Below are 20,975 nucleotides of genomic sequence, written 5' to 3'. Positions count from 1 at the left end.
GGTGCGTGAAGGGGACTTTCCCCGCATGCCATGCGGGGAAAGTCCCCTTCACGCCGCAGGAAAGCCAGGGTCGGCGCCCCCTCGCGGCGATCTCGCGTGCTTGAACGGCGATCTCGCGTGATCAGAGGCGTATCTCGCGTGATTGGACGGAGATCTCGCGTGACTAGCGAGGTGTCAGCACGAGATCGAACGTGTTGCCCTCGCCTTGCACGAACGTGCTCAGGGCCGAGGTGAACGCGCCGCAGCCGGTCAGCGGCGCCAGCGAGTAGGTGCCGGTGAGTTTGCCGCCCGCCGCCAGGGTGAAGCCGTCCCCGGTCCGCAGTTCCGCCGTGGACGGGGCCGACGTCTTGCAGCCCGGCCCGGTGCTGACCGGCATGCCGATCAGCGTGACGAGCGGGAGGACGGTGGTGAACCGCGGCCTGGCGACGAAACCCGTCCCGGCGAGGTCGCCACCTTGCGGTCCTTCGGCGACGAACTCGAGATCGGCCGTGCCCGGCAGGAAGCCGAACAGCCGGAAGTCGGTATGCGCCTTGTCGAACACCGGACCACCGGTGAAGACCGTGGCCGACGTGGCGCTCAGGTCGAACCCACCGGTCAGCGGCGCGGTCGCGCCCAGTGCCTTGACGCCGGTCTTCCCGGCGACCGAGTACTGGCGCCCCGTCGGCGTCGAGCCGAGGTCGAAGGAGAGCAGGACAGCGTCCTGGCCGGGGTCGAGCACGCAGTCCGAGGTGAACGAACCGATCCCGGTGAACGAGCCGTCGGCCTTCTTCGGGGTCAGGCGGGTGGTGAAGTCACCGACGGTCAGGGTGGTCTTGCCCGGTTTCGCCAGTGTCACCGTGGGCACGGAGCCGGTCGCCACCGTGCTGAACGAGCCGGACGGCGGGAGGTCGGTCTTGGCGACGTTCAGCGGAATGCGCACCGGGAAGGGGTTCGCGTCGCCGTTGACCAGCGTCACGCCCGCCGCCGCGGTGCCTTCGATGGTGCTGGCGCCGACGAGGTTCAGTCCGCGTGTCGCCTTGTCCGGCACGTTCACGGTGATCGTCAGCCCGGAGGTGCTGAGCTTGCCGCCGGGTGCTGTCGGCACCTCGAAGTCGGCCTTGATGTTCACGTCGAGCTTCTGCAACCCGATCAGCGGGAACGGGCAGGTGAACGACAGTTTCTTGTCGACGGGGGTGCCCGCCGCCGCGCCGCGGACGGCGACGAACAGCAGGCCGCCGGCGGTGAGCAGGACGATGAGGCCCGCCGCGAGCAGCATCCGGACGTTGATGCGTAGGGGCATGGTCGCCTTCCCGGAAACGGCACCGGTCCCCGTCGCGGGAGGCGACGGGGACCGGCTACCTGACTACTTCTTGGTGAGGTCCAGATCGAGGGTGTTGCCCTCGCTCTTGGTGAACATGCTGATCATGTCGTTGAACGAGCCACAGTTCTGCAGGCCCGACAGCGCGTAGGTACCGGTCAGCTTCCCGCCCTTGAGCAGGTTGAAGTCCGGTGCCGTGGTCATCTCGCTTGTCGACGGGCTGACCGTCCCGCACTTCGGGTCGTTGCTGATCGGGAACCCGAACACCTGCACCTTCGGCAGGAACACGTTGAACTTGACGTTCGCCTTGAACCCGGTGCCGATGAGCTCACCGGACTGCTTGCCGACCTGCTCGACGATGATGTCCGAGCTGCCCTGCACGAACCCGAAGAGCTTGAAGTCGGTCTTCGACGGGTCGAGCTTGAGGTCGCCGGTGAACTTCTTCGACGCGAGGTCCACATCCGCGTCGAAACCACCGCTGATCGGCGCGGTGCTGCCGAGCGCCTTCAGGTCGGTCTTACCCTTGATGCCGAACGCGTACTTGATCCCGCCACCACCGGGGGTGGTCGTAGTGGTCGGCGGGGTCGTGGTGGAGCTCGGCGGGGTGGTGGTGGAGCTCGGCGGAGTGGTGGTGGTCGTCCCGGTGGGGGTGGGACCATCGCCGATCTTGATCGTGGCCAGGACGTTGTTCTGACCCGGGTCCTGCTTGCACGGAGCGTCGATCGTGCCGTCCGGGGTGATCTCCGTGACGGAGCCGTCGGCCTTGCGCGGAGTGACCTTCAGCTGCAGGTCATTCACGGTGATCTTGGCTTCGCCGGGCGTGTTGAAGGTCAGCGAGGGCGTCTTGCCCGCCGCGTTGATGACCATCTCGCCGGAGGGCGGGATGTTCGTCTTGGTCAGCTCGTTCGGCACCTTGACCGGCAGGTTCATCCCGGGGGCGGCCACGGTCGCCGCGGCGACCGCCTGGCCTTCCAGCGTCGTCGCGCTGATCAGGTTGAGCCCGCTGACGGTCTCCGCGTTGATCGTGGAGATCGCCTTGATGTCGAACGCGCCGGTCGGCTGACCGGTCTTGACCGACAACGGGAGATCGGTGTTGATCACCACCTTCAGCGCCTGGGAGCCCACGAGCGGGTAATCGCAGTGGTAGTTGAGCGAGAGCGAAATCGGTTCGGCGACACTGGCCTGTGCGCCGACCACGAGTACCGCGGTGGCAAGCCCCACGGCACCGGCAGCGGCGACGGCGACCGCCTTCTTGGTTCCTCTACGGTGACTCACGATCGTCCTTCCGTGGTATCAACGATGATACGAAACGGCGTACAATTCCCCAGAGCAATGAATATCGGCCCGAGAGAATTCTCCGGGTAGCGACGATGTCTGACGGATCGCAACCGAACAGTAAACTAACGAGGCGGGAGCACTGCTATCAAGGGCTTACCGGGAAAAGTTGACGCGTCGCCGGTAAATTGTCACGCTGGCACGGTGCGACTGTCCGTTTCCTAGTAACGGTACATGGGTTTCCCCAGCACAGAGCCACCAGAGGCGACCTGCGGAACCGCTGACGCGGGTGACAACCACACCTCGCGAAATTATCTCGTACGTGCCAATCGCCTTTTTCTCACTTCCCTGCCGCGCCGATCTGCTTGCCTGCGGGAATCTTTCGTGAGTAACCTCGCGGTTCAGCATGCCGGTCATCGCCGACCACCGCGGATTTCCGCGCGTCGTGCCGCGGCCGGCCCTCTTTCGCCGAATTCGACGGGGAAACCATGAAGAGAATGCGCCGCACGGCAGCGCGAATCGCGTTCGCCACCCTCTCCGCGTCCGCCGCGGCAATCCTGCTGACCGCCTGCGGGTCCGACGAACCCGCCGACTCCGGCAGGCACGCCGACCCCGCCGCGCTCGCCTGGGTGGACAAGGTGTGCTCCGGAGTGGCGGCCGGTTCGGCGAAGCTGGCCCAGCCGCCCGCGTTCGACCCCGGCAACCCGCAGGGCGCGAAGTCCGCGATGGTGGGCTTCCTGAACTCGCTCACCGTGGCGCTCGACGACATGGCGGGCGGCATTCGCAACGCCGGCGTGCCGCCGGTCCCGGATGGACAGTCCGCTGTGGACAAAGCCACCACCACACTTGACGAGACCAAGTCGAAGGTGACCGCCACCCTGGCGAAGATGCAGGACGCGAAGGTCACCGACAAGGCGAGTCTCGACAAGGTGATCGCCGACGCCGACAGCACGATGAGCGGGCTGAGCGAGCCGGAGGGACCGATCAAACCCCTCCGCGCCAACCCGGAACTGGACCTCGCCTTCGCCGAATCCCAGACCTGCCGCCAGGTCTACGGCAACGCCTGAACCCGACCCGCACTCTGGAGGCCCGGCCGTGCCGATCTCGTTCCCCCGCCCATCCCGCCGGACACTCGCCGCCGCGCTGGCGATCGTCCTGTCCGCCGGTGTGCTGACCGCGCTGAGCGTGAGCCCGGCGAGTTCCGCCGCTCCCGCGGCGTCCGACGACTCGTTCTACACCCCGCCGTCCCCGCTCCCCGCGGGCAAGCCGGGTGACATCATCCGCTCGCGTGTCTCGAAAGCCGGGCCGCGTAAGGATTCCGTCAACGCGTGGCAGGTCATGTACCTGTCGACGGACGCCCTCGGGCGGCCGGACGCGGTGACCGGGACGGTGCTGGTGCCGAAGAACGTCGACCCGGCGAAGGCGCCGATCGTCTCGTTCGGCGCCGGTACGCAGGGACCGGCGTTCGACTGCGCACCGTCGAAGATGATCGACATCGGCGCGTTCTACGAGCAGTCCGGTCTCGATGACGCGCTCGACGCCGGGTACGCCGTCGCGCTGACCGACTACGAGGGTTACCGCCAGGATCCGAAGACGACCTACGTGGTCGGGCGTTCGGAAGGCCCGGCGCTGATCGACGCGGTCCGCGCCGCGCAACGCCTGCCGGAGGCGAAGCTGGCCGCCGACGCCAAGGTGCTCTTCCGCGGCTACTCGCAGGGCGGCGGAGCGGCCGTCTGGGCCGGTGAACTGCAACCCGCGTACGCCCCGGAACTGAACCTCGTCGGGGTCGCGGCGGGCGGCGTGCCCGCCGACCTCGTCCAGGTCACCCTGCAACTCGACGGGAAACAGGGCTTCGGTGTCTTCGCCTACGCCCTCGTCGGCCTGGACAACGCCTACCCCGAGCTGAAACTGGACTCCTTCCTCAGCGACAACGGCCGCGCGAAACTGGCGGAGATGCAGAAGAGCGCGTGCACGTTCGAGCTGCTCACCACCTACGCGAACCAGAGGATCGCCGACTACACGACCAGCGCCGGCTACGTGCGGCCGGAATGGGTGAAGCGGCTCAACGAGAACAAGCTCGGCGGCACACCCCCCAAGGTCCCGGTGCTGCTCTACCACGCCACTCAGGACCAGCTCGTGCAGTTCACCCAGGCCGACACGCTGCGCAAGGCCTACTGCGCCGCTGGGGTCAAGACGACCTGGAAGACCTTCGAGACCGATCACATCACGGCGGTCTACACGGGGAACGCCGACGTGCTCGCCTTCCTCAAGGACCGGGTCGCGGGCACGCCCGCGACGTCGAACTGCTGAGCCCGCGATGCTCAGAACCGCCCCCGCGTCCTTTGTGGACGACGTGGCGACCGGCGGTGCGCGGACCGGGAAGCGGCGTGAGCTGCTCCGGTTCGCCACCGTCGGCCTCGCGGCGTTCGTCCTCACCCTCGGGACCAACTACGGGCTCAAACTCACCGTCCTGCAAGCCAAACCGGTCACGGCGCTGGCGATCGCGACCGTCGTGGCGACGGCCTTCGCGTACCTGCTTTCCCGGCGCTGGGCGTTCCACACCCGCGGCGGCAGGCGCCGTCTCCACGAGGCGGCGTTGTTCTTCACCGTCAACGCGATCGCCGTGACGATCAACCTGTGCCCGCCGCTGATCTCGCGCTACGTCCTGCGTCTCGAGGTCCCCGAGGTCAGCTTCCTGGCACAGGAGATCGCCGACTTCGTCAGCGGGATGCTGCTCGGCACCGCGGCGGGTTCGGCCTTCCGCTGGTGGGGCTACCGCCGCTGGGTGTTTCCAGTGGCGGGAGCCCGACAGACTCAGACGTCGGCGGGCCGCAGCCGTTCCGCCCGCAGCGCCAGTTCGATCCGCAGCCGCTGATCCGGATCCTCCAGCCGCTCGCCGAACAACTCCGTGAGCCGCCGCAGGCGGGCCCGCACCGTCTGCGGATGCACGGCGAGCCGCCGGGCGATCTCGGGCGCACTCCCCCGCGTCTGCACCTGTGTGAGCAGGGTCGCCGCCAGCTCGTCGTGCTGCCGCGGTGCCAGCCCCGACAGTGGTTCCAGCGCCTCCCCGGCCAGCTGGTCCAGCAGGAATTCGTCCGCGAGCAACAGCAACGTGGTGATGTGCTCCTCGCACCACAGCACCGGGCCGACCGTGGTGATCATCCCCCGCTGTGCCAGCTCGGACGCGCGGCGCGCGATCCGGAAGGACTCGGCAGCCTGTGCCACCGGGACGGACACCCCGACCGTCGCCGACCAGCCGGAAGGCAGTTCCCGCAGGCCGCCGAGGTCGGTTTCGGGGCAGGCCACCAGCGCACCCGGCGCGTCGGAGACCAGATCCGCGGGCACCGCCGAGGGCAACAGGCCAGCCGGAAAAGCGGGTGCCCCGGGTGCCGAGCTGAAGACGACCGCGGTGATCCGCTGCGGGATCCGCCAGCCGATCGCGACGGCGAGCGCGCCGGCGTCGGCCTGGGAGTACCCCGCGCCACCGGTTAGCAGCCGGAACAACCGGGCCCGCTGTTCCGCGGGTCCGGTGGCCTCGGCCTGTGCCGCGTTGTAGCCCTCGGTCAGCGCCATCGTCACCTCGACGACGTCGCCGAACAGGCATTCCGCCGCGCCGTAGAGGACATCGCCCGACAGCTGGAGCTGGCGGCCGGCGGCGGCGATCGAACGCCACAACACCCGGCTCGAGACCCGGAACGCCGCCTGTGCGGCCTCACGACTGAGTCCTTGGTGGAACGCGATCCGGCCCTGCGCGCGGAAGTCCGCCAGCAGGTCGTTCTGCAACAGTTCGGGGACGCCGACCCTGTCGATGGCGCGTTCGATGCTGCGCCTGGTCAGCTCGACGGCCGCGGCACGGGCGTCGCTGTCACTGAACACTTCGGCGCATTCGCCGATTTCGGACACCACGCCGTCGACGCAGTGCCGGGCGATCGCCGGGATCCGCGGCCGGACGGCGTCACCGAGTTCCCTCGGCAGGCGTGCCCACAGCGAACCAACGGGCTGCCAGCTCACGTGTGGGATCCCCCGTTGTGAAGTAGGCCGACGATTACGGGCACCAATTCCCTTTCGTCCGCGCGCCACCGGCGCACTCGAATGCACGGAGCGTAGAACCGGCGCCACATCCGTGTCAAAAGCCGCCACACCGAAACGCCCGTCCGTGTCACCGGTACGGAGCGTCGCGACTTTCCGTCGTCAATTCAACGTCACATTCGTGGTACACGCCGTCGGCCGATCCAGTAGAAACACTCCCGGCGCCCGTTCCGTCGATCCGACGCGGTTGCGCAAAGGGATTCACGTTTCCCGTCCCGGTTCGAAGAAAATCAAAGGGTGGTCTTCGTGGTCGAGTACCGCAGTTTCCGCATGCTGGCGACGCTGCCGCGTTCGCTCGGCGAAGAACTGCGTCCGCATACCGGGCACGCCGCGGCGGCCATGATCAGACAGGTGCAGCGATCGGTCGCCGCGTACTCGCAGCCGTTGCGCGGCGCCTTCGGCCGCGCCGTCGTCGTCTCCTGCGAGCTGGCGGTGCGCCACTACGTCGACTGCATCGGGGATCCGGACGTGTCCCACGACCGCTGGATCGACTTCTACCGCCTGCGCGGACGAACCGAATTCACCGAGGGCCGCAGCCTGGAACCGTTGCACGACAGCGTGACGATCGGCGCGCGGACGGCATGGCGCTCGATGCGGCCCATCGTGCGCGGGCTCGGCGTCGGCCCAAACGTCATCGCGCTCGCGGCGGAGTCCGTCTTCGTCTACGTCGACGAACTGTGCGCCACGACGATCGAGGGATACCAAGAGGCGGAGGCCAAGGCCGCGGGCGCGATCCCGCTGCGGCGCCGACGCCTGCTCGAACTGATCTCACAGGCACCGGAGGGGTCCGCGTGCAGCATCGCGAGCCTGGCCGACGGCGCCGGATGGCGGGTTCCGGGGGCCGCGGCCATGGTCGCGCTTCAGCGCGCTCCGGGCGCGCTCGAGTTCCCCGCCCATCTCTTGGACGACACCGTGCTGCTCGATCTCGACACCGCCGAGCCGTATCTGCTCACCGCGGATCCCGACGCCGATCTCGCGCCACTGAAGGACGCACTGGACGGCTGGCGTGCGGCGGTGTCCCCCGTCGTGCCGCTCGCCGACGCCCCCGCCGCGCTCCGCACCGCCCGCCGCGCGTTACTGCTGTCCAGCGAACACGCGCCCGGCCCTGTCATCTGGTGCCGGGACCACCTCGCCACGCTGTGGCTGCTCGCCGAGGACTTCCTCGGCGCCGAGCTGGCGAAGCAGAGCCTCGACCCGTTCAGCTCGCTGGGCGGGAAACAACAGGAACGGCTCAGCGAAACCCTGCTGGCGTGGCTGGAATCCCGCGGCGGGGCACCGGAGATCGCGCAACGGCTGGGAGTGCATCCTCAGACCGTGCGGAACCGCCTGCGGCAACTGGAAGAACTGTTCGGCGACCGCCTCAAGGACGCCGACGACCGGCTGGGCATGCAACTCGCGTTGCGCGCCCAGCGGCTCATGCGGGCCCACCACCGCGACGACGGGACATCAGGGAACTGACGCGCCGTACCCGTCGTTCCGGTGGCCGCACAGTGGGCAGCACCCAGCGCAAGCCTCGGCGGGCACGCTTCGCCCTCGGCTGATCGACGTGGAAGTCCGCCCGGCAGGCCATCGCATTTCTCCCCGTGGTGACGGGTGTTTACCGACGCTTTCCTGAATACCGGGACGGCGGGGAAAAGTCGATGCGAAACGGCCTCGCCGTCACGGTTTTAGCATCCGGCTCGGGGTCCGCCCCGGAATTCTTGTCACCCGGGTCGCCATTACCGGACGTGTCCGGCGACACGCTGACGAAGCAAGCGTTCTACCCGTTATTTTGACGCCTGACAACGGAAAGGCGGGACATGGTCCTCCAAACGCGCACACTGACCCTGCACGGGCAGGAAATCCGGTTGCGGGAATACCTTCCGTCCACAAAGGACGTCACCGGCGAGCCGCTCGTGCTGCTGCACGGGATCTCCGGCAGCGGCGAGACCTGGGTGCCGTTGCTCGACCACTTCGAGCGGATCGGGTTCGACCGCCGCGTGCTCGTCCCCGACCTTCCCGGACACGGTGATTCGGGCTCGCCGCGGGCCGACTACGGCCTCGGCGCGATGGCCAGCGTGGTCCGTGACGTCCTCGCGCTCACCGGGAACCGGCACGCGACCGTCGCCGGACACTCCCTCGGCGGCGGGATCGCGATGCAGTTCGCGTACCAGTTCCCGGAGATGTGCGCCCGGCTGATCCTCGTGGGCAGCGCCGGACTCGGGCCGCAGGTGACCCCGGTCCTGCGTGCGACGGCGCTGCCGGGGGCCAACGCGACACTCTGGGCCGCCGTCAACCCGGCCACCGTCGCGATCGCCCGCGGCCTCGCCGCCGCCTGCCGCGGTCTCGGCGGAAAGCTCTCGCCCGAGACGCGTGAGCTCACGCGGCATCTTTCGTCCCTCGCCGACCCCGGCCGGCGGCGGGCGTTCCTGTTCATCGCGCGCAGCCTGATCGACCTCCGCGGCCAGCGCGCGAGCGCCGTCGACAAGCTCTACCTCGCCAGGGAGGTGCCGACGCTCGTCGTCTGGGGCGCGCACGACCCGCTCATCCCGGTCGACCACGGCCGGAAGACCGCCGAATTGCTGCCGGACAGCCGCTTGACGGTGTTCGAAAATGCGAAACACTTTCCACATGTGGCCGACCCGGCCCGGTTCGGCGGCGAGATCGAACGCTTCCTCGCCGAGACCGCGCCCGCCCGGCTGAGCCTGGACGAGGTCGTCGCGATCCTCGTTCGAGCGAGCGAGGGCGCGGACCGGCCGGAGGCGCCCCGAAAGGCCCCGGAAAAGTTGTCACCCGGACCCCATCTCAGGCGTGCCTAAATGTCACTTGCCGCCGGATCGGACCACCCGTTCGGGTGTAGTCCATCCAGGTGGCCGATCAAGGCCCCGCCAGCCGTTGACAGTCCTCTCGGCCGGATTTTATGTTGCGTGAGCCACAAAATCTGGATCGGCTTCACCGTTGAAGAGGCTGATTTTGTTGCTAACAAGGATAAAAACATGACCGACTTGGATACCGGGTTCTCGCGGCACGATCTGCGGACCGCACGGCCTGACCCCGACGTGCGTCACCCCGCCACCCCGCACCGCCAGCCACCGGGTCCGGTCCAGCGACCGCGCGCCTTCACGCCGGCACCGAGAACCCCAGTGGAGAACCGACCCGTGCGCAGCACCGGCGCGAATGGACTGTGGGCGTCACTGCCCCGGGAGCTGGGCGAGAGGTTCCGGCCCCGGGCCGACCCGTTGGCGCGAGCCATCCTTCAGGAGGTGCAACGAGCCGTCCCCGAGTACGCGCAGCCGCTGGAAGGCGCGTTCGGACAGATCATCACGCAGGGTATCCGGCAAGCCATCCTGCACTGCCTCGATACCATCGGTCAGGGGACGGCCCCCCTCGACAAATGGACCGCGGTCTTCCGCAATCTCGGGAAGGTCGAGTTCAGCGAGGGTCGCAGTCTCGACTGCTTGCAGACGGCCTACCGCGTCGGCGGTCGCGTCGCCTGGCGGCACGTCTCGGAATTCGGGCAGGCGATCGGAGCGGACGCCGATCTCCTGTGCACCGCTGCCGAGGCGATCTTCGCTTACGTGGACGAGATTTCCGCGCTGTCCATCGAGGGCTACACGGCCGCCCAGGAACGGGCCGCGGGCACCAGAGCGAGACGCAGGCGCAGGTTGCTCGAACTGATGCTCTCCGATCCGCCGTCCTCACCGCAGTCGATCGCGTCCCACGCCGCCAACGCCCAGTGGGCGCTGCCCGCCGAGGTCACGGTCGTCGCGCTGGAACGACGGCTCGGCCCGCTGGACCCCGACAGCGCCGACCTGGACTCCGACGTCCTGGTCGACTTCGAGGGGCCCAAACCCTGCCTGGTCACCGGCGACCCCGACAAGCACCTGAAGGACCTCGCCGAACGGCTTCCCGGCTGGCGGGCGGTGATCGGCCCGGCCGTGCGGCTCACCGAAGCGCCGCGCTCCCTGCTGTGGGCCCGTCGCACGCTGCGGCTCGTCCAGCGCGGGGTGCTGCCGGACAATCCGGTCACGAGGTACAGCGATCACCTGTCCACCCTGTGGCTGCTCGCCGACGAGTTCCTGGTCCGCGAGCTGTGCACACGCAGCCTCGCCCCGTTCAACGACCTCACCCCCAAGCAGCGGACGCGGCTCGGGGAGACGTTGCTGATCTGGTTGCAGTCCCGGGGCAGCGCTCCGGAGATCGCGAAGAAACTCAAGGTCCACCCCCAGACCGTCCGGTATCGCATGCACCAGCTCATCGATCTCTTCGGCGACCGGTTGAACAACGCCGACGACCGGCTCGACATGGAGATCGCCCTGCGCGCGGAGGCCTTGCTCGCCGAGGACTGATCAGCGTTTCCCACTCACAACGAGGTGACGAGGTGACCCGACCGCAGGATGGCCGCAGCGGGGTCGAAGCGACGTACGGCCCGCTCCTCACGCCCGCTCGTCCGGGTGGGACGAGCGGGCGCCCCGTCCAGCTCTGGGCGCTGCTGCCGAGAGAGCTGGCGACCGTGTTCCGGCCGGTGCTGGCCGACGTGGCCGGGGAGGTGGTCCGCGAGATCCAGCGGACCATCCCCGACTACGCGCGGCCGCTGGACGGCGCGTTCGGGAAGTCGCTCAAAACCGGCGTCCAGATGGCGTTCCTGCAGTTCCTGGAGCGGATCGGGAACCCGGAGGCGCCGTCGGAAGACCGCCGGAGCGTGTTCCTGAGCCTGGGTGTCCAGGAGTTCCACCAGGGCCGCAACGTCGACGTCCTCCAGGCCGCGTACCGCGTCGGGGCCAGGGTGACCTGGCGCCGGGTGGCCGACGCCGGCCGACGCGCGGGCGTACCTTCGGCGACGCTATGCCTGCTCGCGGAAGCCATCTTCGCCTACATCGACGAACTGTCGGCGCTGTCGGTCGAGGGCCACGCGGAAGCACGGGAAAAAGCCGCCGGCGCGCTGGAACGCCGTCGGCACCGGCTCATGGAACTCCTGCTCGCCGACCCGCCGTCCCCACCCGAACTGGTCAAGAACGCCGCCGATCTCGCCCGATGGCAGCTACCGGACCTGCTCGTCGCCGTCGCCCTCGACCAGCCGTCGGACGAAGTTCCGGCGGCTGCTTCGAACGCGCTGGCCGACTTCGAGAGCACCTCCCCCTGTCTGCTGCTGCCCGCTCCGGAACCGGACAAGCGGGAGCAATTCGCCGAAGACCTGGCAGGCTGGCGGGCCGCGATCGGCCCCGCCGTCCCACCCACCTTCGCGGCCCGTTCCCTGCGGGCCGCGCGAGAGGCCCTGCGACTCGTCGAGTCCGGCGGGCTCGCGGACGAACCCGTGACGTGGTGCGTCGACCATCTTTCGCGTCTCTGGCTGCTCAAAGAACCGTTCTTGGCCACCGAGCTGGTCCGGGAACGCCTCGGGCCACTGGCCGGGCTGACCGGGAAGCAGCATTCGCGGCTGGCCGGGACGCTGCTGGCGTGGCTGGAGACGTGCGGGAACGTTCGCGAGGTGGCGGAACGGCTCGCGGTGCATCCGCAGACGGTACGGTCACGCGCTCAGGAACTTGAGGCGCTGTTCTCGGACGGGCTGCGCGATCCTGAGCGGCGGTTCGAGATGATCCTGGCTTTGCGAGCCGCTCCTTCTTGAGGACTGCTTTCCCGCGTGAAGGCCCCCTTCCCTCGGCTGAGCCGAGGGAAGGGGGCCTTCACGCGGGTTGAGTTGCCGCGGGTGGGTTGGCGCAAGTAGGCGACTACTTGCGCCAACTGGAGCGGTCACCCGAGCACGCGGTGTCCCCAATGCGGCATTGGAGTCGCTCAGTGCCTCCAATGCCGCATTGGGGACACTCGACTCAGGGCCGAGAGTGTCTTGAGGGTCGACGTTGGGTGGCCCGGATTCTGGCCGCGGTGGGGTGGTCGTCAGGCCACTTGGCGAGCGGCCCCAAAGTAGCGAAGGCCTCCTTCCCTACCTTGAGAGTAGGGAAGGAGGCCTTCACGGAACGACAGCACGGCGCAAGTAGGCGACTACTTGCGGAAGCGTCAAGCAGCGGCGAGGGCGGTGACTCGCCAACGGCCCTCGGAACGTTCCGCGGTCACGCTCAGCTGAGCCGCACCGGTGCTCCGCTGCCCGTCCCCCCGCACCCCGGTCTGGTCCAGGAACACCAGCAGCGACGCCCGGTCACCGTCGAGGATCTTGACGCCCGACACCACCGGAGTCGAGGTCACCACCAGCTTCTGTTCCACGGCCAGGCTCCGGACCTGCGCGAACAGCTGGTCGTACTGCCCCAGCGCCTGCCCGGTCAGTACCTCTTTCGCGGCCTGCTCGCTCTTGGCGGGATCGTCGTAGCGGTAGGAGAAGACCGTGCCGAGCGCCTTGCCGACCTGGTCGCTCACCTCGGCGGTCGTGGCGACGTCGGTCAGGGCGGTGTTGTGCGTCAGTACCGCCGTGGCATCCCGCGCCTCGATCGCGAACCACCCCGCGAGGCCCGCCATCACCACCGCGACCGCGCCGAACACGACAGCAGCCCGTCGCCGCACAGGAACAACGACGACCTCGACAACCTCATCCGCGACTTCAGGAGGAGGTTCGAGGACACTGGTCCGGGCGCTCCCGCCCATTTTCCCGGCCACCTTCACACTGCGCCGTACGGGTTTGACGGCTCGTTTCGTGGTCATTCCGTCCTCCGTCAGGGCTTTCCGGTGTCGGTCACCGGAACTTGGCCGAGCGACGTCACGCGCCACCCGTCCGGTGTCCGGTTCAGGCCGGCGCGGAACCGGTTGTGCTTGGTCACGGCTTCCCCGCCGTCGGGCCGGACCTCGAGTTCGACCGAGGCGATCACCTCGGCGGTCCCGCCGCCACTGTCCACTTCGGTCACCGCGGCGTCGACGACCCGGCCGGTGGTGACGGTTTTCGCTTGACCGATCCGGCCGAGTCCGCCGTCCCTGTCTCGCGCCAGTTCGTCGTGGAGTGCGCCACCGGTGAGGTTGAGCCAGTTCTGGTAGCCCTGTTCCGCCTGTCGATAGTCCAAAGTGGTCAGAGCGGCGACCGCTTGCCTGCCCACCTGCAAGGCGTCTTCGCGGACTGTGGCCCGCGCGACGGCGTCGTCTCTCCCGGCGTCCCACCAGGAGTAGCCGAACCAGGCCGCCAGGGCCGTGGCCACCGCCGCGAGCAGGGCAGCGATACGAGTCATGAGCTTCACCTTCCCGGCACGTTCTGCGAGCCGCGCACGTTCGTCGGGTTGCCCTTCGGCAAGGCACAGCGCGCCGCGGTGTTCAACGGACGTGCTGATGTGTCGAGGCCATCGCGATATGCGGTGCCGTAGCCGGTGACGCATGGCGGCGGGTCGAAGAACGTCAGCGACAGTCCGACGTGCGCGCCGTCCGGGCCCATGATCGCGTGGCCCGCGGCGACCGCCTTCGGCGCGGTGACCAGCAGTTGTTCGAGGCCATCCTGCCGCGCTTCCAGCACGTCCGCGGTGGTCAGCAGGTTCGCCAGCAGGATGCCGAGGCTCGGGCCGGTCTCCCGCAGCAGCGTGCTGACCTCGTTCGCCGCCGCCGGCACGGCCGGGATCAGCCGTCGCAGATCACCGTCGGAACTCTTCAGCGTCGCGGCGAGCAGTTTCGCGTTCGCGCCGAACGAGCGGATCGCGTCCGCCTGTGAGACCTGCGTGTCGAGCACGACCTGCGCGTCGGTAACGAACCTGGTCAGCGGGCCGACGTGTGCGCTCGCCTCCCGCACGAACTCGATCCCCCGTCCGACGAGCTGGTCCAGCGCCGGGCCCGCGTCGGACGTCGCGTTGTACAGCTCGTCGACCACGGTCCGCAGGGCGGGCTTCGGCACCGAGTTGGCGAAAGAGTCCACACTGGACAGAACGACGTCCACCGGCAACGGGATCTTCGTGTCCGCCTGGCTGATCACCGAACCGTCCCGCAACATGGCGCCGTCGGCGCGGCGCGGACGCAGATCGACGAACTGCTCGCCGACGGCGGACCGGTTGGCGACGACCGCTTCGGTGTCCGCGGGTACCTCCGGGCTGTCAGGCCCGATTTCGAGATCCACCTCCATCCCGGAGGCGGTCAGCCGCAGTTCGCCGACCCGGCCGATCGGCACGCCGCGATAGGTGACCTCGGCGTTGCTGAAGATGCCGCCACCGGTGGCGAGCCGCACTTTGACGGTGTAGCCGCGGTCGAGCACCAGCTTGTCCAGCCCCGCGTACGTCGCGCCGACGTACGCGACACCGAGGACGGCGATGACCACGAAGACCACCAACTGGACGCGGACGAACTTGGTCAGCATCAGCGACCACCACTGTTCTTGAAGGTCAGGAACGTGTTCAGGTAGTCACCGCGGATGGCCTCCAGCGCGGCGTCGGGGAACGGGAAGGTGAAGATCATCTCCATCGCCTTCGGCAGCTTGTCCCCGGAATCGGCCAGCTTGCGCAGGAATGGTTCGAGCGCTTTCAGATCCGCGACGAGATCGTCCTTGCTGCGGTTCACCGTATCGACCGCGACCGACGTGAGCCCGTCCAGCGACTTCAGCATCCCGACCAGCGCCTGACGTTGCTCGTTCAGCACCTCGATGCCCGGCGTGAGTCCGTTCAACGTCGCCTTGATCTCTTCGGTGTTCGCGTTCAGCGTCGCCGAGAGCTTGTTGACGCTCTCGATGGCGCGAGTGATCTCGGCCTTGTGCTCGTCGAGTCCTCGTACAAACGTGTCCAAATTGGACAGCAGGCTGCGGGCCGCGCTTTCCTTGCCGCCGAGCGCGTCGTTGAGTTCGCGGGTGATGTTCTGCACCTGCGCGACGCCTCCACCATTGAGCAGCAGGGAAAGCGCGCCGAAGACCTCTTCGATCTCCGGAGTCAGCGACGAGCTGGCCAGCGGGATGACCGCGCCGTCGGTGAGCCGACCGCTCGGGGTCCCGTCGTCCGGTGGCGCGAGTTCGACGAACTTCTCGCCGAGGATGCTCGCCTGCCGCAGCCGCGCGACGGAGTTGGCAGGCAAGCTCACGTCCCCGTTGAGCAGCAACCCGACCACCGCGCTGCGCCCGTCCGGCGCCAGTTCGACCGTCCGTACCTGGCCGACCGGGACGTCGTTGACCTTCACTCCGGACTGCGGCACGAGATCCAGCACGTTGGTGAAACTCGCCGTGACGTGGATCGGACGGTCGCCCAGCGCGGCGCCACCCGGCAACGGGATGTCGTAGACGTCGACACCGCTGCTACAGCCGGTGGCCGCCAGTGTCAGTGCCAGCATCGCCGCGCACTTGAGCCGGGGCTTCATTTCGCCCCCGAGAATTCGGTGAGGTTCCCTCGGCCGTCCAACGTTCCCGCGCCCTGGTTGTACGCGCCGAGCACGTTCGCCAGCGCGTTCGGCGCGGCGTCGAGTGCCTCGCTCAGTGACGCCTTCTGCTGGCTGAGCACCTTGGTGATCTCGGCGAGTTTGTCCACATCGGACTTCACTTTGCCCCGGTTGTCCTTGATGAAGCCCTGCACGACGCTGAGCGCCTCGGTGAGTTCGGTCATCGCGCCGGAGAACTGGTCGCGCTGATCGGCCAGGATCCTGCTGATCGAGGAGATCTGCTGGATCGCCTCCTTCACCCTGCCGTCGTTCGAGGCGAGCATCGCGGTGAACTTGCTGATGTTGTCGACGGAGTTGAACAGGTCGTCCTTGGAATCGCTGGCCGTCCTGGCGAATTCGCCGAGATTCTTGATCGCCTCGCCGAGTTTGCCGCCGTTGCCGTCGAGGTAGGTCGCGGCCTTGGTCAGCACGTCGCTGACAGCGCCGTCCTTGTTGGCGCCCTTCGGCCCCAGCGCGGTCATCAGCTGGTTGAGGCTGCCGAGGAGTTCGTCGACCTCGACCGGGGTCACGGTGCGTTCCGGCGGGATCCGGGCGTCGCCGCCCAGCTCCGGCCCACCCACGTACACCGGGGTGAGCTGCACGTACCGGTCGGCGACCAGGCTCGGTGTGATCACGACGGCGCCGACGTCGGCGGGCAGTTTGACGTCGGGACGGACCGTCATGGTCACCTCGACGTTCGTGCCGCGCGGCTCGACTTTGGTCACCGAACCGATCGGGACCCCGAGCACACGCACCTCGGTGTTCGCGTAAACGCCGACGGTCGCGGTGAAGTACCCGGTCAGGACGCGGTCGGCCTGCCGGGTCAGCAGCGGCCAGGCCGCCGTCACGACCAGTCCCGCGACGACGGCGAGCGCGAGCCGCCGCACCCAGGCCCGGCGCCGGGCGTGCGCCCCGAGATCGGACAACGTGAAGTGGCGCCCCATCAGCGTCCCCCGTTCCTCGAAGGCATACAGCTACCCGGAGTGCTTCCGGTCGGGACGAGCCCGCAGATGTAGGTGTCGATCCAGCGGCCGTTGCCGACCGCGTTGCCGAGCAGCCGGTAGAAAGGCCCGGCCAGGCGCAGGCTTTCGCTGAGCTTGTCCTGGTTGCGTTGCAGCACGGTGGCGACGCGGTCGAGCTGGTCGAGCGCGGGACCGAGTGTCTTCTGGTTGTCCGCCACGAGTCCCTTGAGCTGCACCGACAGGTTCTTCACCCCACTGAACAGCTTCGCGATCGCGTCCTTGCGCGCGTTCAGCTCCGTCAGCAAGGTGTTGCCGTCGCGGATCAGCGCCTCGATCTGCTGCGACCGGTCGCCGAGCGTCTGAGACACCTTGTTCGTGTTCTGGAACAGTTTCACCAGTTCTTCGTCGCGCGACGCGAGCGTCTTGGACAGCGCGGTGATGCCGTCGAAGGCGGTCCGGACGTCCTGTGGCGTGGAGGCACCGAGCGTTTCCGACATCGTCCCGAAAGCCTTCGCCAGCTGATCGGTGTCGATCGCGCCGACGGTGTTCGCGAGGTCGTTGAACACCGTGGTGACGTCGTACGGAGAACTCGTGCGCTGCACCGGGATCGGCTCGTCCGGGTCGAGTTCCGCGTTGCCGACCGGGTCGATGACCAGGTTCTTCTGCCCCAGCAACGTCTTGATCTTGATCGCGGCGGTGGTGCGGTTGCCGACCCAGGTGTCCTTGACCCGGAACAGGACCTTGACGCGGCCGCCGTCCAGCAGGACGTCGGAGACCTCGCCGACCTTCACCCCGGCGACCCGGACTTCGTCGTTGCGTTTGAGCCCGGCGGCTTCGGTGAACTCGGCCGCGTACGTGACGCCGCCGCCGACCAACGGGAGGTCGTCGGAGAAGAACACCGCCGAGCCGGCCGCGGCCATCAGCACCGCCGTGACGGTGCCGACGACGATCGGGTTGCGGCTGCGGAAGGGTTTGATCCTTGGCGCTTTCACCGGCACCGTCCTTGGGTCAGCGGGATGCCGACCGGCGGGCCGCCAGGGGCGGGCCGCGCGTCCGATTTGACCGAGCACAGGTAGAAGTTGAACCACGAGCCGTACGAGACCATCGCACCCATGCGGTCCAGCTTCTTCGGCAGATTCGCCAGGAACTGCTCGAACACCGGGGTGTTGTCGGCGAGGTTCTTCGACAGGTCGCCGAGAGTGGTGATGCTGGACTTCAGCGGCGCCCGGCCGTCCTGGAGCAGATCCGCGGTGGCGGTGGTGAGCTCGCCGAGCCCGCCGATCGCCTGCCCGATGGGTTTCGCGTCCCCGGCGAGCCCGGAGACCAGTTGCGCGGTGACGTCGACGAGTTTGTCGAACTGGTCGCCCTGCGAGTTCAGCGTGTCGAGCACCGTGTTGAGGTTCCCGACCACCTCGCCGATCACCTTGTCCTTGCCTGCCAACGTGCTCGTCAGCGACGCGGTGTGCCCGAGCAGGCTGTCGATGGTGCTCCCTTCCCCTTGCAGCACCTGGACGATCTCGAAGGACAACTGGTTGACGTCGTTCGGCGACAGCGCCTGGAACAGCGGTTTGAACCCGTTGAACAAGGCCGTGAGATCCAGCGCGGGCCGCGTCCGCTCGGGCGGGATCAGCGCGCCCTCGCCGAGGACGGCCGGGCCATCCGGGCCTGGGTCGATCGAGAGGTACCGCTGGCCGACGAGGTTGCGGTACCGGATGGTGACCGTGGCTCCCGAGGTGAGCCGGCGCTTGTTCTCGATCGAGAACCGCACGTCCGCCAGGCGCCGGTCGACCACCCCGATCGAGTCCACCTGGCCGATCCGGACGCCGGACATCCGGACCTCGTCGCCGGGGTTGACCGAAGTCGCGTCGGTGAACCTCGCGGTGTAGCCGACCGTCGTGCCGACCCCGGAGTTGGCGATGGTGATGGCCAGGATCCCGGTCGCCACCGCGGTGACCACGAAGAAGATCAGGCCCTTGATCGCCGGGCTCGCGACACCCCTCATCGGACGGTCACCTCCGTTCCACGCAACGCCGGGCCCACGAGCACGCTGCTCCAGTCCGGGACCTCGGCCGGTTTCATCCCGAGCGACGGCGCCATGATCTCGGCGACCAACCCTCGCTCCCCCTTCGAATTGGCCGGGCCGAGGTCCCCATCGGCGGCGAAAGAGACCGTCGCCGAAGTCGCGCCCCCGCCGTAGCACCGAGGACCGCCCTTTTGGTCGAACCGCGGATCGTCCCGGCCCGGCACGTACTTGTCGCGCGGATCGTGGACGGACAACGTCACATGCAGCCCCGGCTCACCGGTGCCCTTGCCCAAGGCCTTCTCCATCACCGGTTTGAGCCGGTTCACCGCGTCGAACAGGCACGGGAACTCGGGCGAATAGCGGGACAGCAGCTCCAGTGTCGGCCTGCTCTTCACGCTGACGCCGATGATGTTGTCCTTGTTCTGCACCAAGAACTTGTTCAGGTCACCGCTCGCGGTGGTGACACTGGTGTACAGCTTGTCGAGATCCGCACGAGTGTCCACAATGGTCTTCGCGGTGGTGGAGAGATCCGAGAGGGCTGTGAGGATGTCCGGTGCTGCGCTGGTGTAGAGATCGGCCACGTCGGCGACGCCACTGATGTCCGCCTTGAACTGCGGCATCAGCGGGTTCACCTGGCCGAGGAGGTCGTTGAGCTGGACGATGCTGTCTCCCAAGGATTTCCCGCGATTGTCGAGCGCGAGTGAGATCGCGCCGAGCGAACTGTTGAGCTTCTGCGGCTGCACCGCCCGCAGCAGGGGCAGCAGATCGCCGAGGACACGTTCCAGTTCGATCGCGTTGGACGACCGGTCCTGGGTGATGACGTCGCCGTCCCGCAGCGAGACGCCGTCGGGCCGCTCCGGGAGCACGAGATTGACGTAGCGCTCGCCGAACACCGTCTTCGGCAGCAGCCGGGCCGAGACGTTGCGCGGCAACTGATCGATCTTCGCCGGATCGATGGCGAGATCGACTTCGACGCCATCCGCGCTCCCCCGCACCGCCCTGACCTCGCCGAACGGGACGCCGCGGACCTTGACCTCGGCGGGCGGGGCCAGCTGGTTGCCGACGCGGTCGGTTTTGAGCGTGACCAGTTCCACGCGGTCGAGGTCCTTGTTGAAGATGGCGACGGCGAGCCAGCCGAGCAGCACCAGGATGACGAGGAAGAACACCCCGGCCGCCTGTGTCCGTGTCCGCGTGCTCATCCGGACACCTTCACCGTCGTCGTGGAGCCCCAGATCGCCAAGCTGAGGAACAGGTCCAGCACGCTGATCAACACGATCGACGTCCGCACCGCCCGGCCTACCGCGACCCCGACACCCGCCGGGCCGCCCGACGCGCGATAGCCGTAGAAGCAGTGCGTGAGGATGACGGCGACGCTGAACACGAGCACCTTGGCGAACGACCACAGCACGTCTTCAGGTGGCAGGAACAACGTGAAATAGTGGTCGTAGGTGCCGCCCGACTGGCCGAAGAACACCACCGTGGTCACCCGCGAACCGAGGTACGACACCAGCAGGCCGATCACGTACAGCGGGATGATCGCGATGAACCCGGCCACGATCCGGGTGGTGACCAGATACGGCATGCTGCGCACCGCCATCACTTCCAGCGCGTCGATCTCTTCGGAGATCCGCATGGCGCCCAATTGCGCGGTGAACCCGGCGCCGACCGTCGCGGACAACGCCAGCCCAGCCGAGAGCGGCGCGATTTCACGGGTGTTGAAGTACGCGGTGAGGAAGCCGGTCATCGCGGAGATGTTGATCTGGTTCAGCGCGCTGAAACCCTGCAGCCCCACGGTGATCCCGGTGAACACGCAGAGGCCGACCATCACGCCGACCGTGCCGCCGATCACCGCGAGCGCACCACTGCCGAAGGTCACCTCGGCGAGCAACCGCACCATTTCGCGGAAATAGCGGGTAATGGCCATCGGTACCGCCGCGAGGGCGCGGATGTAGAACAGCAACTGGTCGCCCAGAGCGTAGAGACTGTTGCCGGGGCGTTTGAACGCCTCACGGGCCCGTTCGGGGACGCTGGTCACGGG

Annotated in this window: 19 protein-coding genes; 7 read left to right on the top strand and 12 right to left on the bottom strand. The window is 68.0% G+C overall.

The window, feature by feature from the left end:
• Positions 1-163 precede the first annotated feature (163 nt).
• Together ACLARN_RS08885 and ACLARN_RS08880 are read right to left on the bottom strand one after the other, a co-directional pair.
• A complete protein-coding gene (locus tag ACLARN_RS08885) occupies positions 164-1,279 on the bottom strand; it encodes a DUF6801 domain-containing protein (protein ID WP_409490826.1) in 1,116 nt (371 codons plus the stop codon).
• 63 nt (positions 1,280-1,342) lie between these two features.
• Entirely contained in the window at positions 1,343-2,572 is a 1,230-nt protein-coding gene (locus ACLARN_RS08880) for a DUF6801 domain-containing protein (RefSeq protein WP_409490825.1), read from the bottom strand.
• Between the two features lie 497 nt (positions 2,573-3,069).
• On the opposite strand from ACLARN_RS08880, the gene ACLARN_RS08875 reads away from it, so the two are divergent.
• Genes ACLARN_RS08875 through ACLARN_RS08865 form a run of 3 tightly spaced genes read left to right on the top strand, consistent with a single transcriptional unit; the run spans position 3,070 to position 5,447 of the window.
• Positions 3,070-3,639 carry a hypothetical protein gene (locus tag ACLARN_RS08875; protein WP_409490824.1) on the top strand — a complete coding sequence of 190 codons (570 nt, stop codon included), beginning with the start codon at positions 3,070-3,072 and terminating at the stop codon, positions 3,637-3,639.
• 28 nt (positions 3,640-3,667) lie between these two features.
• Positions 3,668-4,882 carry a lipase family protein gene (locus ACLARN_RS08870; protein ID WP_409490823.1) on the top strand — a complete coding sequence of 405 codons (1,215 nt, stop codon included), beginning with the start codon at positions 3,668-3,670 and terminating at the stop codon, positions 4,880-4,882.
• 7 nt (positions 4,883-4,889) lie between these two features.
• Positions 4,890-5,447, top strand: a complete 558-nt coding sequence (locus tag ACLARN_RS08865) for a GtrA family protein (RefSeq protein WP_409490822.1) — start codon at positions 4,890-4,892, stop codon at positions 5,445-5,447.
• On the opposite strand, the gene ACLARN_RS08860 is transcribed toward ACLARN_RS08865, so the two are convergent.
• Entirely contained in the window at positions 5,387-6,583 is a 1,197-nt protein-coding gene (locus ACLARN_RS08860; RefSeq protein ID WP_409490821.1) for a helix-turn-helix domain-containing protein, read from the bottom strand. The genes ACLARN_RS08865 and ACLARN_RS08860 overlap by 61 nt on opposite strands.
• 315 nt (positions 6,584-6,898) lie before the next feature.
• Between ACLARN_RS08860 and ACLARN_RS08855 the strand changes: the two genes are divergently transcribed.
• The 4 genes from ACLARN_RS08855 to ACLARN_RS08840 all read left to right on the top strand — a co-directional run bounded on the left by ACLARN_RS08855 (position 6,899) and on the right by ACLARN_RS08840 (position 12,266).
• On the top strand, positions 6,899-8,119 hold the full coding sequence (locus tag ACLARN_RS08855) for a helix-turn-helix domain-containing protein (RefSeq protein ID WP_409490820.1): 1,221 nt from the start codon (positions 6,899-6,901) through the stop codon (positions 8,117-8,119).
• Positions 8,120-8,460: 341 nt separating this feature from the next.
• Positions 8,461-9,459: an alpha/beta fold hydrolase gene (locus ACLARN_RS08850; protein ID WP_409490819.1), complete on the top strand. Its 999-nt coding sequence runs from the start codon at positions 8,461-8,463 to the stop codon at positions 9,457-9,459.
• Positions 9,460-9,798: 339 nt separating this feature from the next.
• A complete protein-coding gene (locus ACLARN_RS08845; RefSeq protein WP_409491015.1) occupies positions 9,799-10,989 on the top strand; it encodes a helix-turn-helix domain-containing protein in 1,191 nt (396 codons plus the stop codon).
• Between the two features lie 32 nt (positions 10,990-11,021).
• Entirely contained in the window at positions 11,022-12,266 is a 1,245-nt protein-coding gene (locus ACLARN_RS08840; RefSeq protein WP_409490818.1) for a PucR family transcriptional regulator, read from the top strand.
• 389 nt (positions 12,267-12,655) lie between these two features.
• Here ACLARN_RS08840 and ACLARN_RS08835 read toward each other — a convergent pair whose 3' ends face one another.
• From ACLARN_RS08835 to ACLARN_RS08795, 9 genes are read right to left on the bottom strand one after another with little or no spacing between them, the layout of a single operon-like run.
• Positions 12,656-13,291 (bottom strand): hypothetical protein, encoded by a 636-nt coding sequence (locus ACLARN_RS08835; protein ID WP_409490817.1) that lies wholly within the window; start codon positions 13,289-13,291, stop codon positions 12,656-12,658.
• Between the two features lie 11 nt (positions 13,292-13,302).
• On the bottom strand, positions 13,303-13,806 hold the full coding sequence (locus tag ACLARN_RS08830; protein WP_076167262.1) for a hypothetical protein: 504 nt from the start codon (positions 13,804-13,806) through the stop codon (positions 13,303-13,305).
• Between the two features lie 5 nt (positions 13,807-13,811).
• Positions 13,812-14,912, bottom strand: a complete 1,101-nt coding sequence (locus ACLARN_RS08825) for an MCE family protein (RefSeq protein ID WP_409490816.1) — start codon at positions 14,910-14,912, stop codon at positions 13,812-13,814.
• Positions 14,912-15,895, bottom strand: a complete 984-nt coding sequence (locus tag ACLARN_RS08820; protein ID WP_409490815.1) for an MCE family protein — start codon at positions 15,893-15,895, stop codon at positions 14,912-14,914. The genes ACLARN_RS08825 and ACLARN_RS08820 overlap by 1 nt, the downstream gene beginning before the upstream one ends.
• Complete coding sequence (locus ACLARN_RS08815) at positions 15,892-16,896, bottom strand: MCE family protein (RefSeq protein ID WP_409490814.1); 1,005 nt, start codon at positions 16,894-16,896, stop codon at positions 15,892-15,894. The genes ACLARN_RS08820 and ACLARN_RS08815 overlap by 4 nt, the downstream gene beginning before the upstream one ends.
• Positions 16,896-17,906, bottom strand: coding sequence for an MCE family protein (locus ACLARN_RS08810; protein WP_409490813.1), 1,011 nt, complete (start codon positions 17,904-17,906; stop codon positions 16,896-16,898). Before ACLARN_RS08810 ends, ACLARN_RS08815 begins: the two co-directional genes overlap by 1 nt.
• Entirely contained in the window at positions 17,903-18,916 is a 1,014-nt protein-coding gene (locus ACLARN_RS08805; protein WP_409490812.1) for an MCE family protein, read from the bottom strand. Before ACLARN_RS08805 ends, ACLARN_RS08810 begins: the two co-directional genes overlap by 4 nt.
• The gene (locus ACLARN_RS08800; protein ID WP_409490811.1) at positions 18,913-20,136 is read right to left on the bottom strand and encodes an MCE family protein; all 1,224 of its coding nucleotides are present in this window, start codon (positions 20,134-20,136) and stop codon (positions 18,913-18,915) included. Before ACLARN_RS08800 ends, ACLARN_RS08805 begins: the two co-directional genes overlap by 4 nt.
• Positions 20,133-20,972 (bottom strand): MlaE family ABC transporter permease, encoded by an 840-nt coding sequence (locus ACLARN_RS08795; RefSeq protein ID WP_409490810.1) that lies wholly within the window; start codon positions 20,970-20,972, stop codon positions 20,133-20,135. The genes ACLARN_RS08800 and ACLARN_RS08795 overlap by 4 nt, the downstream gene beginning before the upstream one ends.
• Positions 20,973-20,975 lie beyond the last annotated feature (3 nt).

It is taken from the genome of Amycolatopsis sp. cmx-11-12 (assembly GCF_046269425.1).
Lineage (GTDB): Bacteria > Actinomycetota > Actinomycetes > Mycobacteriales > Pseudonocardiaceae > Amycolatopsis.
The sequence above is the reverse complement of the archived record's forward strand: the minus strand, read 5'-3'. Positions and strand labels throughout refer to the sequence as shown.